The 13,951-nt window shown below is 63.8% G+C and carries 8 protein-coding genes; 1 reads left to right on the forward strand and 7 read right to left on the reverse strand.

Annotated features, from left to right (window positions below; translation table 11 throughout):
- Positions 1 to 7 precede the first annotated feature (7 nt).
- Positions 8 to 1,264 (forward strand): aminotransferase class V-fold PLP-dependent enzyme, encoded by a 1,257-nt coding sequence (locus HDC29_RS05795; RefSeq protein WP_373562763.1) that lies wholly within the window; start codon positions 8 to 10, stop codon positions 1,262 to 1,264.
- Positions 1,265 to 1,309: 45 nt separating this feature from the next.
- Here the strand turns inward: HDC29_RS05795 and HDC29_RS05800 are convergent, their stop codons facing one another.
- The 7 genes from HDC29_RS05800 to HDC29_RS05830 all read right to left on the reverse strand — a co-directional run bounded on the left by HDC29_RS05800 (position 1,310) and on the right by HDC29_RS05830 (position 13,754).
- Positions 1,310 to 2,950, reverse strand: coding sequence for an FAD-dependent oxidoreductase (locus tag HDC29_RS05800; protein ID WP_179495266.1), 1,641 nt, complete (start codon positions 2,948 to 2,950; stop codon positions 1,310 to 1,312).
- A 14-nt stretch (positions 2,951 to 2,964) separates the two neighbouring features.
- Positions 2,965 to 5,916, reverse strand: a complete 2,952-nt coding sequence (locus HDC29_RS05805; RefSeq protein WP_179495268.1) for a TonB-dependent receptor — start codon at positions 5,914 to 5,916, stop codon at positions 2,965 to 2,967.
- A 78-nt stretch (positions 5,917 to 5,994) separates the two neighbouring features.
- The gene (locus HDC29_RS05810; protein ID WP_179495270.1) at positions 5,995 to 6,945 is read right to left on the reverse strand and encodes a FecR domain-containing protein; all 951 of its coding nucleotides are present in this window, start codon (positions 6,943 to 6,945) and stop codon (positions 5,995 to 5,997) included.
- Positions 6,929 to 7,468 carry an RNA polymerase sigma factor gene (locus HDC29_RS05815; protein WP_179495272.1) on the reverse strand — a complete coding sequence of 180 codons (540 nt, stop codon included), beginning with the start codon at positions 7,466 to 7,468 and terminating at the stop codon, positions 6,929 to 6,931. The genes HDC29_RS05810 and HDC29_RS05815 overlap by 17 nt, the downstream gene beginning before the upstream one ends.
- Before the next feature lie 260 nt (positions 7,469 to 7,728).
- On the reverse strand, positions 7,729 to 9,348 hold the full coding sequence (locus HDC29_RS05820; protein ID WP_179495274.1) for an amidohydrolase: 1,620 nt from the start codon (positions 9,346 to 9,348) through the stop codon (positions 7,729 to 7,731).
- 7 nt (positions 9,349 to 9,355) lie between these two features.
- Positions 9,356 to 10,960 carry an amidohydrolase gene (locus tag HDC29_RS05825; protein ID WP_179495276.1) on the reverse strand — a complete coding sequence of 535 codons (1,605 nt, stop codon included), beginning with the start codon at positions 10,958 to 10,960 and terminating at the stop codon, positions 9,356 to 9,358.
- Positions 10,961 to 10,985: 25 nt separating this feature from the next.
- A complete protein-coding gene (locus HDC29_RS05830) occupies positions 10,986 to 13,754 on the reverse strand; it encodes a TonB-dependent siderophore receptor (protein ID WP_257018064.1) in 2,769 nt (922 codons plus the stop codon).
- Between the last annotated feature and the right edge of the window lie 197 nt (positions 13,755 to 13,951).

A 13,951-nucleotide genomic window follows, 5' to 3' on the forward strand; every position in this document is an offset into this window, starting at 1 on the left:
AACGGGCGTGGAGCTGAATCGGAGGCAGATGCTGATGGCCGCCGCGGCGGCGCCGGTGGTGGGGCGGCTCGAAGCCGCGCCGCTGCCGGCGGGCGCCGCGCCCGAAGACGAGGCCTATTGGGCAAAGGTCGCGGCGCAGTACGATGTGATCGAGGACATCATCCAGCTCGAGAATGGCAATTGGGGCATGATGGCGCGGCCCGTGCTCGAGCAATATGAAGCCGCCGTCCGGCGGGTGAACCGCGCGACGAGCTATTATGCGCGCCGCGGGCTCGTTCCCGACCTCATCGCGGTTCGCGCGCGCGTCGCGGCAAAGCTGGGTGTGGCGCCCGAGGAAATCGCCTTCACCCGCAACGCGACCGAGGCACTCAAGGCGCTGATCGGCGGCTATAACCGGCTGCGCCCCGGTGACGCCGTACTCTATACGGATCTCGACTACGACAGCATGCAGGCGTGCTGCGACTCGCTCAAGACGAGCCGCGGCGTCGATGTGGTGCGCATCGCGCTCCCCGAGCCCGCGACGCATCAGGGGCTGATCGACAGTTACGAAGCGGGGCTCAAGGCCAATCCCCGCGTCCGCCTGATCCTGCTTACCCATCTCAGTCACCGGACGGGACTTGTCGTTCCGGTCCGCGAAATCGTGGCAATGGCGCGCGCCCGCGGCGTCGATGCGATCGTTGACGCCGCGCACAGCTGGGGACAGCTCGATTTCACGCTTCCCGATTTGGATACCGATTTCGTCGGGCTGAATCTGCATAAGTGGATGGGCGCTCCGCTCGGCGTCGGTGCGCTTTATATCCGGAAGACGAAAGTCGAACTGATCGACCCCGATATTGCTAATGAACCGCCATTTGCCGCGACGAGCCAAGCGCGCGTGCACACGGGCACGGTCGATTTCGCGGCGCAGCTCACCGTCCCTGCGGCGCTCGATTTTCAAGCCGCGATCGGCGATGCGTCCCGCGCCGCACGCTTGCGCCATTTGCGCGATCGCTGGGCCGAACCGCTGCGCGGCACGCCGGGGGTCGAAATATTGACCCCGGCCGATCCGCGCCTGCACGGTGGCATCACATCCTTCCGCCTCGCCGGGCGCACCAGCGAGGCGGACAATATGGCCATTGCCAAACGCCTGCTTGACGATCACCGGATATTCTCGGTCCATCGCACCGGACCGGCTCGCGGCGCGTGCGTCCGGATTACACCAGCGTTGTTCAACACGCCGAACGATATGGACATGCTCATAAAGGCGATATCGACCTTCGTTTGATCTTTGCATTGCCGAGTGCAGCGAACTTGGCGTGCGCGATTCCCGTCAGTGCGCAAGCTCGAGAATTTGCCCCTCCGCCGTCAATCTTGCGCGAAGCTTGTCATAGTCGACGTCTTGGACGGAGACCTGGTCGTCGATCGCGAGCGAAGCGGCGGTTGCTGCCGACTGGCCGAGAATCATGAACACCGGCTCCATCCGGATCGAACCATAGGCGATGTGCGACGCCGACAGCGCGACCGGCACCAGCAGGTTCACGGCCTCGCGCTTCTTCGGCACGATGGCGTCGTAACTGATCGGATAGGCGCGACCAGGGCTGATCTCGATATTGCCCTCGTTCCGCGCGAAGCCCCGCGCGTCGACGATCCGCTGCACATTATGCGAGTCCATGTTGTACGAGCCCATTCCAACCGGCCGCGGCGTCGCTTTGGTGCCGCGCAAATGCGGTTCGGCCATCACGAAGTCCGAAACCATGCGGCGCGCTTCGCGCACATACATTTCGCGCGGCCAATGGCCGGTGCCGGTAAATTCGTCCTTGCAGAGCCCCCATCTTGACATTTCCACGCGGGTTTCGGCGGGCACGTCGGGATCGTTCGCCATGAACCACAGCAGCCCTTGCTGATAGGTCGTGTGCTCGCGCGCGATCGCGGCGCGATCGGCATCGCTGCCTTCGGGATAATCATAGTTCATACCGATATTGTCGAATGAAAAGGCGCCGAAATTGTTCGTGTCGGTCTTTCCGTTGGGGATACGATCGAACTTGCGAAAATAATCGCGATAGCCGGCGTCCATGTAGCGTTTGAGCAGCATATATTGGCTTGCGTCATAGCCTGCGGGCTTGGGGAAGGGCACGCGGTTCGCAGGCACGTCGGTCAGGCACATACGATAGGTATAGGCCTGGATCTTGCGATCGGCCGTGCCGTCCGACGCCGGGCGTTCGGCGCTGATCCGGGGCACCAGCCCGCTCGAGGGGTCGCCGGGCACGCGATACGGGTCGATGTCGAGCGTGAACTGGTGATTGTTGGTGTTCGCGAGCTGGACGCCGTTGAGCGTCTCGCCATAGGTCGCGTTCGCTTCGCGCCCGACCGCGAAGCTGACGCCGGCGCCGGCCATCAGGTCGCCCTCATAGGTCGCGTCGATGAAGATATTCCCGTCGAAACGGCGCCCCGACTTCGAGCGGAAGGCGACGATACGGTTGCCATCCATCTCGACGCTGCGCTTCGAGCGGTCGAGTGGCTGATTGCGCACGATGGTGACGCCCGCCTGCTTTGCCCAGTCCTCGAAGATCCGTTCGGCGACCTTCGGTTCGAACTGCCACATGGCATCGCCATCGACGAAGTTCTCGGCCCGGGCGGGGCGCGGGGCGTGGACCCAGACCGACGGGTCGTCATAATATTGCTTCACCTTGCGGTAGAATTCGAGCGACAGGCCGCCGATCGCGCGATGGTTGCCGGTGTCGGACCAGCCGAGACCGTTGGTCGACATGCCGCCGAGATAGTCTTCGCGGCATAGCAGTAGCACCGACCGGTCAAGCCGCCGCGCCTCTATCGCCGCGACAACGCCGCCCGAGGTGCAGCCATAAATGACGATGTCGGCATGCTGCCGAGCGCCGGCGGTCGAAGCAAAAGCCGCCATCGGCATAAGCCAGGCAGAAGCGATGGCGAGGGCGCGGAAGCGCTTGCGGCCCATGGTGATCCTCCTCATCAGAAGCTGGCGGCCACGCCGAAGAAGATCCTGCGATCCTCCTGTGCGCTGAACGTCAGGCGATCGGGTTCGCCCAGATACTGGCGGTCGATCGCCTTGGTCAGGTTGATGCCCTCGAGGGTCAGGCGAAGATTGGGCGTCAGGGTGATCTGCGCCGATGCGTCGAGTTGACCGCGCGCGGCGATATATGTGTTGCCGCCGCTGGCTGCGCCGCCGACCGAGTTCAGATATTTGCTGCGATAGGTATAGGCCGCGCGCACCGAGAAGGTGTCGTCCTCATAATAGCCGATCAGCGTGTAACTATCGCGCGACAAGCCGGGAAGCGGGAGGCGCTCGCCGGTGATGGCATCGACCAGCGGCGTCGAGCTGTCGACATAGGTGTAGTTCGCCTGGATCCCGAGATTGTCGAACGGCGCCGGCAGGAAGCGGAAGGCATGCTGATAGGCGAGCTCGAAGCCCTTGATGTCGCCATCTTCGCCATTTTGCGGCTGCGATATGTCGAACAATCCGAACCGCTCGGAAAAACCGGGAATGAACTCGCGGGTCACGGTGTTCACCGTGAAGGAATCGACCTTCTTGTAGAAGACGGCACCGGTGAGCGAACTCGAAGGCGCGAAATACCATTCGAGCGTGGCGTCAAATTGCGTCGCCTCGAATGGCCGGAGATTGGGATTGCCGCGCGAGCCGGTCATGCTGACGGTGTTGGGCACGAAGCTCGCGCTGACCTGATTGAGACCCGGTCTGGCGACGACCTCCGCCCCGGCCAGGCGCAGCGTCAGATCGTCGTTGAAGTCGATCGACAGATTTGCGCTGGGCAGCCAATAGCTGAAGTCGGCCTTGACCATGGTCGTAGCGGTCGGAGACAGAAATCCCTTTGTCGCGCGCGCTGTACTGATATAGCGCACACCGGCGTTGCCCGAATAACTCAGGCTGCCGATTTCTCCTTCGAAATTGCCCTTCACGTAGGCGCCCAGCGTATCCTGCTTGACGTCCTTTATCGAAGTCGGGCCCACGGTGATCGTCGTGTCGTAGGGATCGGGCCTCGCGAGGCCCAGCGCGTCGCGCGCGGCCCATTTATCGAGCGAGCCGCCAAGGAGATCGCGGGGAAAGGTGCCGTCGGAGCCGGGGAAAAAGGCACCATAGTCCTTGCCGTAGCTGAGCCCGGGTAACTCGTCGACGGTCAGGATGCCGTCGCCGTTCGCATCGCCGGCCGCGAGCAGGCTGGCGGCGACGGGCAGGTTTTGCGGATCGGCGGCGAGCAGCTCGACGCGCTCGTAGCGCACCCCGGTCTCTACCGAGGACAGGATGCCCCACTCGGTCTGATACTCCCAGTCCAGCCGCCCGTCATAGCCGTTGTTTTCGGTCACCGCGTCATAGTCGAAGATCGACATCAGCTGATATTGCGACGGGTCGTTCGGGTTGAAATTGGCATCGATCGACAGGTCCGGCACCGGATTGCCGCCCCTGAAATCATAACTCGCGTTCGCCGTGTTTCCCGCGCGCGGCACGACCACATAAGTGAATGAGGCACCCGGCCCGCCGTCGCTGCCTTTGCCGTGCGCATAGGACATGTCGAAGCTCACGCGGGCGCGGTCGCTTTCCCATTTTACCGATCCGCCGAGCAGGGTCGATTTGAGGTCGGTGGGCTCGTCATAGATCAGCGGCCTGACGGTCACGCCGGTGAAGGTGCCGGCGACGACCGTATCGCTCTCGTTCACGATCGCATCGGTGTCATTGTTGTTGAACAGCACCTGGTAATTGACGCTGTTCCGCTGGCGCTTGAGGTGGTTGAAGGTCGCGTCGAGGATGATTTCGAGCGTGTCGGTGGGGCGCCACTGTGCGGTGCCGTTCACCGTCAGCCGCTGTTCGGCGCGGTTGAAGATGCGCGCCATGAAGCGGTTCGGGCGGTACAGGCCCGGATCGTCCACGCCGTCGCCATTGCCGTCGATCGCGGCGGTCTGCGTCCAGCCGCCGGCATCGAACGAATGGCCCTGTGTCTTCGTGTCCGAATAGGCGATGCTGGCGAGCAGGCCGAATCGCTCGCCGAAACTCTTCGAGACCATCGCCGAACCGCGATAGCCGACATGGTCGGCCTGATCTGCATAGGCGCCCTGGAGGCGTCCGGCGGCGACGAAGTCCTTGAGGTCGAGCGGGCGCTTGGTCTTGAGGTTCACCGTCGCGCCGAGCGCACCCTCCGGCATGTCGGCGGTGGGCGACTTGATGACGAGGATGGAGGAGATGATCTCGGGGCTCACCGATTCCAGCGCCGCGTTGCCGCCGTTGCCGGGCCCGATATAGTTGCGGCCGTTGATCTCGAGCCGGTTCTGCGAAATCCCGCGCACGGTGAAGTTCGATCCATCACCCTCGCGACGGCTGATCTGGACGCCCGTCACGCGGCTCATCGCTTCCGCCACGTTCTGATCGGGCATCTTGCCGATGTCCTGAGCGGTGATGACGTCGACGATCGACTGCGCTTCGCGCTTGACGTCGATCGATTCCTGGAGCGACGCGCGGATGCCGGTGACGACGATGTCCTCGCCGGCTGGCGTGTCCACTGCCGGACCGGCGGATTGTTGCGCGGAAGCCTGCGCTCCGCTTGCCTGATCCTGCGGGGCGGCGGCGAGGTGGCGCTGCGCGACCACCGCGCGGCGCTTCAGCACGAAGGCGTTGCCGACCTTGACCGGGACGAGATTCGTGCCGGACAGGAGCAGTCGCAGCGCCGCGGCAACCTCCATCGATCCCTTGACGCGATTGACCTGCAAGCCTTCGGTTAGGGCCGCGGGAGCCAGGACCTGAATGCCGGCCTGATGCGCAAACATCGGGATACCGGTGCGCGCGGGCTGCGCGGGTACGTCAAAGCGTCGGACCTGCGCGGTGGCTTCGGCGGGCGAAGCCACGCCGCATATGATCGCGGCGGCAGTCACCAGCAAATGAATACGCGCGTGCGTCATCCGATCCTCCCCGTTTTTATCGGGCGCCCTATTTCCGGTACGCTCTTGATAACAAGAGTCCGCGCCGGCGGATTTCCGTCAGGGTAGCGGGTTCTTTTTTCGCGCCAGCCGGATCTCGGCGGGGGTGGTGGTGACGGCGACGTCGAGCGAGGCGGCCAACGTCGCAGCGAAATCGGCGGGGCGGTCGATCTGGAAAAGCCCCACCAGTCGCTGGCCCGCCAGATCCGGGTCCGCGATCACCAGCTGCTGGCGATTGTACCGGTTGAACTGCTCGACCGCGCTGCCCAGCGTCTCGTTTTCCAGCGAGATCTCGCCGCTGCGCCACGCCAGCGATCGCTCGATCGCGGCGGGCTCGGTCGCGACTTCGGGCGCTGCCGCACCGGGCCGGAAGATGGCGTATTGCCCCGCCTCCAGAATCGTCATCGTCCCGCCGCTGTCGGTCGGCCAGGCGGCGACACTCCCTTCGGTGACGGCGACGCGCACGCCGCTGTTCGTACGGCTCACCGAGAAGGCGGTGCCGACCGCGCGCACCTGGGCGATGCCGGCATCGACGACGAAGGGGCGCTTGCGATCCTTGGCGACCTGAAACCAGGCCTGTCCTTCCTGGAGCGCGATGCGGCGGCTGTCGTCCACCATGGCGACGCGCAAACTGCTGCTGGTGTCGATGGTCGCGACCGAGCCATCGGCGAGCGGCAGCCGCCGGATCTCGCCGCGTGCGGTTGTCACGCGCTCGACCATCAGGTGGGGCCAGGCGACGATCCCGGCAATCCCCGCCGCCATCGCGCCGGCGGCGCCCGCGAGCAGCCAGCGCCGCGTCGGGGCTGCCGGGGGAGGGGCGTATGCGGAGTCGATCGGCGCGCCTCCCGTCACCGCACGATCGATCACGCTCAACCCCGCCTGCGCGCGGAGCAGCGCACCGGCGTGGCGGTGATCCTGCGCCAACCATGCATCGAGTTCGGCGCGTTCGGCCGCATCGAGCGGATGACGCAGCGCCCAGGCGGCGGCGGTCTCTTCAGCGTGATCGCGCATGCGCAGCACCTCCGTCCGACAATCTCTCCCGCTCGGGTTCGGGCTCGGTGATCAGCTTCAGGATCGCGCGCAGGCTGCGGCTCGCGTCATTCTCGACCACCGCCTCGCTCACGCCCATCGCCGCCGCAATTTCCTTCTGGGTCAGCCCTTCGACCCGACGCATGAGGAAAATCCGCCGGGCGCGCTCGGGCAGGGTCGAGAGCGCTGCCTGTACGCGTTCGAGTTCCTGACGTGCGGCGGCGAACCGTTCGGGCGAGAGCTGGTCGCTTTCCGGTTCGGCATCGAAGGCTTCCGCCAGCGCTTCGATCCGGACGACCCGTGCGTGCTTGCGATGCCGCTGCGCCAGGTTGCGGGCCATGGTGAACAGATAGGCGCGCGGCGTCGTGACGTGCGCGACGTCATCGAGCTGGGCAAGGCGACAATAACATTCCTGCACGATGTCCTCCACGTCGGCTGCTGCGACGAGCCGTCGCCGCAGCCATAGCCGCAGGTCGCGTTCGTGCGGCAGGATCTCGCGTCCCACCCAATCGGCTAGCGCCTCGCGTTCCGTCGTTTCGCTCCTCTCACCGTCTAAGAGGCCCGACCGCGATGTTTCCGTCAACCGCGATGCTGAATCGGGTTCCTTTAGTTCCGTTCGATCCGCGTCCGCCGCTGTTTGCTCCCGCTTCGCAGATGCCGGCCACGAACCTCGCAGCTAGTTTCGAGCGGCAATCGAAGTAGGTCAACCGCGCTACGGCAGTTTGGCGCCTGATCCCGGCCGCCGATCGGTCGGTGCTGCGGGCGCTACTTCTCTTCCCCGGGGGTTTCGCGATCCGGATTTTCATAATCGATGCCCAGTTGCTGCAAGTAGCTGTCATACTTGTCCGGCTGGTAATATTGCTTCTCCATCGTCGGCCGAATCTGGGCCATCGTGCGGGTGTTCCGATCGATCGCGGGCATGTCGGTCGGCGCGATCAGCGGATCATAGGCCTGTTCTTTGAGCTGGACGTCGCGGAACCAAGCCTTGGCATCGGCTACCAGCTTGGGCGTCGTGGCGATGTCGAGGATCGTCATGGCGACTGCCTTGGCGCCTGCCACCGTGCCCTTGTGCGCGATCGGCGTCGCCATCGCCATCGCGGCGGTCGAATGGTGGAAGATCACATTCGGGATGTTGGCCGGATAGCCGATGGTGACGGTCGGCACCGTCCACATGACGTCGCCGATGTCGTCCGACCCGCCGAAGCTGGCCCCTCCGCGCGTCTGGGGCGTAGAAAGCGGGGCGACCGTGGTCGGCAGGGCTTGCACCTTCAACCGGTTCTCGGATTGCACCGCCTTCGCGAAGGCCTGATCGGCAGCGGACCACTGCGGCATGCCCACCGCCTTGATATTGGCATCGAGCGCCTCGGCGAGCGGCTTGTTGGCATAATTGGGTGCGGCAAAGCCCAGTATCTTGCGGGTGACCTTGGTACCCGTCGCGAGCGCCGCGGCCTCGGCCACCTCGTTGCCCGTTTGATACAGGTCGCGCAGCGAGGCGAAGTCCGACTGGCGGAAATAATACCAGCTGCTCGCCTTGTCGGGCACGACGTTGGGCTGGCCGCCGCCGTTGGAGATGACATTGTGCGATCGTTGCGAAAGCGGCAGGTGCTCGCGCCGAAAATTCCACATCACGTCCATCAGCGCGACCCCGTCGAGCGCACTTCGGCCCTCCCATGGCGAGGCAGCGGAGTGGGCGGTCTTGCCCTGGAATTCATACTCCACCGAGATCATGCCGGTGAGACCGAGATTGCCCCATCCGGTGCCGAAGCCGGTGTTGACGTGGGCAAAGATCGAGGCATCGACATCCTTGAACACGCCGGCGCGCACATAATAGGCCTTGGTCGCCAGAAGTTCTTCGGCGACACCGGGCCAGAGCATCAAACGGCCCTCGATGCCGTGCCTTTCCATCACATGCTTGGCGGCGATCGCGGCGGCGACCATCAGCGGCATGCCCGAATTATGCCCCTCGCCATGTCCCGACCCGCCTTCCGTCAGCGGTTTGATCTTGGCGATGCCGGGCACCTGCGAGACGCCGACGAGTCCGTCGATGTCGCTGCCCAGTGCGATCTTGGGGCCGCCCTCGCCCCACGTCGCGGTAAAGGCGGTGGGAACACCGGCGATACCGCGCTCGATCTTGAAGCCATTCTTCTCGAGGATGGCGATCAGATATTCGGACGTCCTGATCTCCTGAAAGCCGGGCTCGGCAAAGCTAAAGATCTGGTCGACCATGACCTGGATCTGTTTGCGCTGCACCTCCACCTCGGCGAGGACTTCCTGCTTGAGCGCGGGGGTCGCTGCCGCACCAGCGGGGGCTGGAGCCAAAAGGGCGCTGGCCAGCATGGGCACCACCCCGAGGCGAAGCCCGCGCTTCCTGCGGTCCATGCTCATCGCGCCTTCACTCCGCCGGGCCTTCGAGCATCGGATATTTGACCCCCAGCTGGTCTAGGTAGGTGTCATATTTGGAGGGGTCGTAGTAATATTTCTCCATCAACGGGCGGTAGAGCGCCATGTTGCGTTCGTTAAGCCAGATCGCGGGTACGTCCTCGTCGGTCAGGATCGGGGCATAGGTGTCGGTCTTGAGCTGGACATCCTTGAAATAGGCCTTTGCATCGGCGATGAGTTTCGGTGTGGTGAGCAGGTCGAGCACCGTCATCGCCACGGCCTTTGCGCCCGCTTCCACACCCTTGTGCGCGATCGGCGTCGCCATTGCGATGGCCGCGATCGCGTTATGGCCGATCATGTTGGGGATGTTCGACGGGTACCGGATCGTTATCGTCGGAACCGCCCACATGATGTCGCCGATGTCGTCCGACCCGCCGCCCGTCGAGGGCTTGCGACTTTCCGGGGTGGAGAGCGGGGTGACCTCGTCCTTCAGCGGTTCGATCTTGCGATTGTTGAAGCTTTGCACCGCCTTCGCGAAGGCCTGATCGTCGGCGCTCCACTTGGGCATGCCGACCGCCTTGATATTGGCAAAGGCGGCCTCGGCCAACGGCTTGTTGCCGAAATTGGGCGCCGCATAGCCCAGCGTCTGCTGGGTCATCGTGGTGCCGGTGGCCAGCGCCGCGGCCTTCGCAATGTCGTTGCCGACTTCATAGAGCTTGCGGATGTCGTCGAAGGTGCGCTCGCGGAAGAAGTACCAGATGCTGGCCTTATCGGGCACCACATTGGGCTGGCCGCCGCCGTTGGTGATGATCATGTGCGAGCGTTGGGTCAGCGGCAGATGTTCGCGCCGGAAATTCCACGCCACGTCCATGATCTCGACCGCGTCCAGCGCACTGCGCCCTTCCCACGGCATCCCCGCCGAATGCGCGGTCTTGCCCTTGAAGGAATATTCGACCGAGATCAGGCCATTGTTGCCCATCTCGCCATAGCCGGTCGAGAAATCGTTGCTGACATGCCCGAAGATCGAGGCGTCGACATCCTTGAACATGCCGGCGCGCACATAATAGGCCTTGGTCGCCAGCAATTCTTCGGCGACCCCGGGCCAAAGCATCAATCGGCCCTTGATGCCGTGCTTTTCCATCACCTTCTTCGTCGCGATCGCTGCCGCCACCATCATCGGCATGCCCGAGTTATGGCCTTCGCCATGCCCCGGCGCCCCTTCGATCATCGGTTTGAGATAGGGAACGCCCGGCATCTGCGAGACGCCGAGGACGTCGTCGATGTCGCTGCCCAGCGCGATCTTGGGGCCGCCTTCACCCCAGATCGCGGTAAAGGCAGTGGGGATGTCCGCCACGCCCTTGGTGATGGTGAATCCGTTTTTGGCGAGGATGTCGGTCAGATATTCGGACGTCCTGATCTCCTGAAAGCCGGGCTCGGCGAAACTGAAGATCTGGTCGACCATGACCTGGATCTGTTTGCGCTGCGCTTCGACTTCAGCCGCGACCTCCTTCTTGAGCGACTTGGGGGCCTCGGCGTGGGCCGGGGCGGCGGCGATCGGAGCCAGGACGGCGACCGTGCTCAAGGCAACGGCGATGACGGCGCGGGCGAATATTCTCATCTCGCGGATAATCCTTTCTTCTCGTTCAGAATTCGATCTTGGCGGCCACGCGGAACGACCGGCCGACGACGTCGAAGCGACTGCGGTTGGTCTGCGCATAGGCGGGCACATTGTTGCCGTCGGGTCCGTTGCCGACCAGAACCGGCTCCTTGTCGAGCAGGTTGTTCACGATGAATGTGAGGTGGCCTGTGCCGGCCATCGCCTCGAACTCGAAGTCGATCGACGCATCGAAATAGGTGGCGCCATCGATGTGGTTGTTGTTGATCGTGCGGAACTGCGACGTGCTGGCGGGGCAGTCGTCGTCGCACGCGATCCAGTCGTTGCCATAGACTCCGCTGGTGAAGCCGCGCGCGACCAGGTTTATGGTGACGGGATCGATCTCATAGAAGGCACTCAGGCGGTAGGCCCAGTCGGGCGAGCTATAGGTTCCCGCCGAAAGCACCCCGGCATAGTCGACGGGGAAACTGATGCCGTCGTCGATCACATTCTTGATATAGTGCGTCGCCTGGCCGTGCAGTCGCAGATTGCCCGGACCGACCGGCGTGGAGTAGCTCGCCTCGATGTCGAAGCCGCGGGTCTTCTGGGTCGAAAAGTTGATCGGCGTCAGGTCGATCGTGCTGAGCGCACCGTTCACGAACTTGATGTTGGGGCAGTAGGCCGCGATGCCCTGATCATAACATAGATCGACCGTCTGCTGCGCCGTTACCGAACCGATCGCGTCGTCGATATCGATCGAATAATAGTCGAAAGATGCGCTGAAGCCCGGCAGGAACGACGGTGTGAAGATGGCGCCAACTGTCCAGCCGTCAGCTACCTCAGGCTTGAGGTCCGGGTTGCCGAAGGCGTTCTGGACAAATTGCTGCGATCCGGTGACCGGGGCGTTTGCGCCGGCCGGGATGATGACCGAGTTGGTACGCGCGGTCCCCGCGGCAAACAGTTCGTCGAGGTTCGGCGCGCGGATATCGTGACTGATGTTGCCGCGCAGACGCAGGGCGTCGAATATCTGATAACTGGCCCCGACCTTCCACGTGCCGACCCAGCCTGACGTCGAATAATGGGTGCCACGCGCGGCGGCATCCAGGTTCATTCCGTCGAATATCGGGATGGAGAGTTCGAGGAAGCCCTCATAGACGTCATACTTGCCTTGGTTGACGCGGTAATTGCCATAGAGCCAGCCGGAGTTATGGACCGGGTCCACTTCGCCGTCGATCTGCTCGCGGCGCCACTCGGCGCCCGTTGCAAAGGCGACGTCGCCGGCCGGGAGCGTGAAGAGACTGCCCGAAATGGTGGCGGCCGCGACATCCTGCTTGATTGTCTGGTAACGCAACGGCTGGAATCCGTCGTAGTAGATATAGTCGAGCGCCTCCTGCGACGGCCCTTCCGTGCCAAGGCGATCGATCGGGACGCATCCGTTGGCCGGGTCGGTCAGGGTGGAGCGGCACACGATGCTGCCATCGGCCGCGAAGACGGCGTCCTGCGCCAGCGCCATGCGCGCGTTGAACCAGGTATTGGTCAGCTCTTCGCGCGTCTTGGTCACGCCCTTTTGGTAATAGGCGTCCCACGACATCGACGATCCGAACAGGCCGACGCTGCCCTTCGCGCCGGCGACGAAGCGATACACCTCGCGTTTGTTGTTGCTGCCCGGAATCGGGAAGCCCGCGTTGGAGGTACCGATCGTGATAGAGGCCAGATTCTGCGTGGCCATCTGCGCGGCTATCGTCGGGTATTGGCTGAGAAGATAGGCATTGTCCGCGAGGATCGAAACGCCGGTGCTCGGCGTCTGCTGGTAAGAGCTGGCACTGACCGAGCGGTTATAGGAGAATTGGCCGAAGATCTCGATATCGGGCGTCACGTCGAAACCCACGCGCTGGAACAGGCTCAGGCGTTCGTCCAGCGGCACCAGCGTGTTCGTGCCGACGTGACCGGCAAGCGTCGTCTGCCAATCGCCGCCGATCATCCACGGGCCGGCGATCGTCCCATAGGTCAGCTGCGCGGTCTGACCTTCGCCGAGGAAGTAGGTGCCGCGCAGCGGGCCGCTGGAGATCAGGCCCCCCGTCGTATAACCGGACGGACCGATCCCGCCGCCGACCAGGCGTTGGGGCTGGCCGTTGGTGCCGTCATAGGCCGGGTTGTTGATCTGGAAATAGCCGCTGTCGTTCCAGTCGCGGTCGATTCCTTCCTTGCGGTCCTGATGAAACCACGAGACGTTGGTCAGAAGGTGCAGCCGGTCGTCGAGCAGCGAGAAGCCGGCTGTCCCCGAGAGGCGGTAGTTGAAGGCGTCGCCATAGGTCGAGATACCTGTGTCGGCGGAAAGTTTCACGCCATCGAAGTCGGTGTCGAGGATGAAGTTGACGACGCCGCCCACCGCGTCCGAACCATAAGCGGCCGAGGCGCCGCCGGTGATGACCTCGACGCGCTTGACCAGATCCTGCGGGATCGTGTTGATGTCGACCGTGCCGCCCACGCTGGAAGCGACCGAGCGTTGGCCATCGACGAGGACCAGCGTGCGTCCGACGCCGAGACCCCGCAGGCCGATCGAATTGATGCCCGCAGCGGCATTGGAAAGGCCGCCAGATGCGGTGCCCGAAGTGCCGCTTCCGGCAATCGCGGGCAACTGGTTGACGAAATCGGAGATGTTGGCCGGCGATTGTGCCGCGATATCGGCTTCACCCAAGACAGCGACAGGGGTCGGCGCACTATAGCCGTCGCGCACGATGCGCGAACCGGTAACGACGATGCTGCTCGTCGGGTCCTCGGCGATCTCGTCGATGGGTGCCGGTATTTCCTGTGCCATGGTCGGCGCGACCGAGAGCAACGGCGCCGCCGAAGCCAGCAGTATCTTGATGGTCGCTATTCGCGATTTGTCTCTTGCGGTTGAAGTCCGCGCCCCGTCTGTCGTGCTTTTATACGTGACCCCATGCATCGTTAAGCTCCCTGCGGCCTGAACCTTGTCTGCCGTAGGCGTCCCACCCCATGAAAATGGAAGGTACG

Source organism: Sphingopyxis sp. JAI108, from assembly GCF_013410105.1.
Classification (GTDB): Bacteria; Pseudomonadota; Alphaproteobacteria; order Sphingomonadales; family Sphingomonadaceae; genus Sphingopyxis; species Sphingopyxis chilensis.

What these genes read in the sequence shown, in the direction of transcription:
- HDC29_RS05800 (WP_179495266.1), bottom strand. Translation starts at nt 2,950, where the DNA reads ATGGGCCGCAAGCGCTTCCGCGCCCTCGCCATCGCTTCTGCCTGGCTT.
- HDC29_RS05805 (WP_179495268.1), bottom strand. Translation starts at nt 5,916, where the DNA reads ATGACGCACGCGCGTATTCATTTGCTGGTGACTGCCGCCGCGATCATA.
- HDC29_RS05810 (WP_179495270.1), bottom strand. Translation starts at nt 6,945, where the DNA reads ATGCGCGATCACGCTGAAGAGACCGCCGCCGCCTGGGCGCTGCGTCAT.
- HDC29_RS05820 (WP_179495274.1), bottom strand. Translation starts at nt 9,348, where the DNA reads ATGAGCATGGACCGCAGGAAGCGCGGGCTTCGCCTCGGGGTGGTGCCC.
- HDC29_RS05825 (WP_179495276.1), bottom strand. Translation starts at nt 10,960, where the DNA reads ATGAGAATATTCGCCCGCGCCGTCATCGCCGTTGCCTTGAGCACGGTC.
- HDC29_RS05830 (WP_257018064.1), bottom strand. Translation starts at nt 13,754, where the DNA reads ATGGCACAGGAAATACCGGCACCCATCGACGAGATCGCCGAGGACCCG.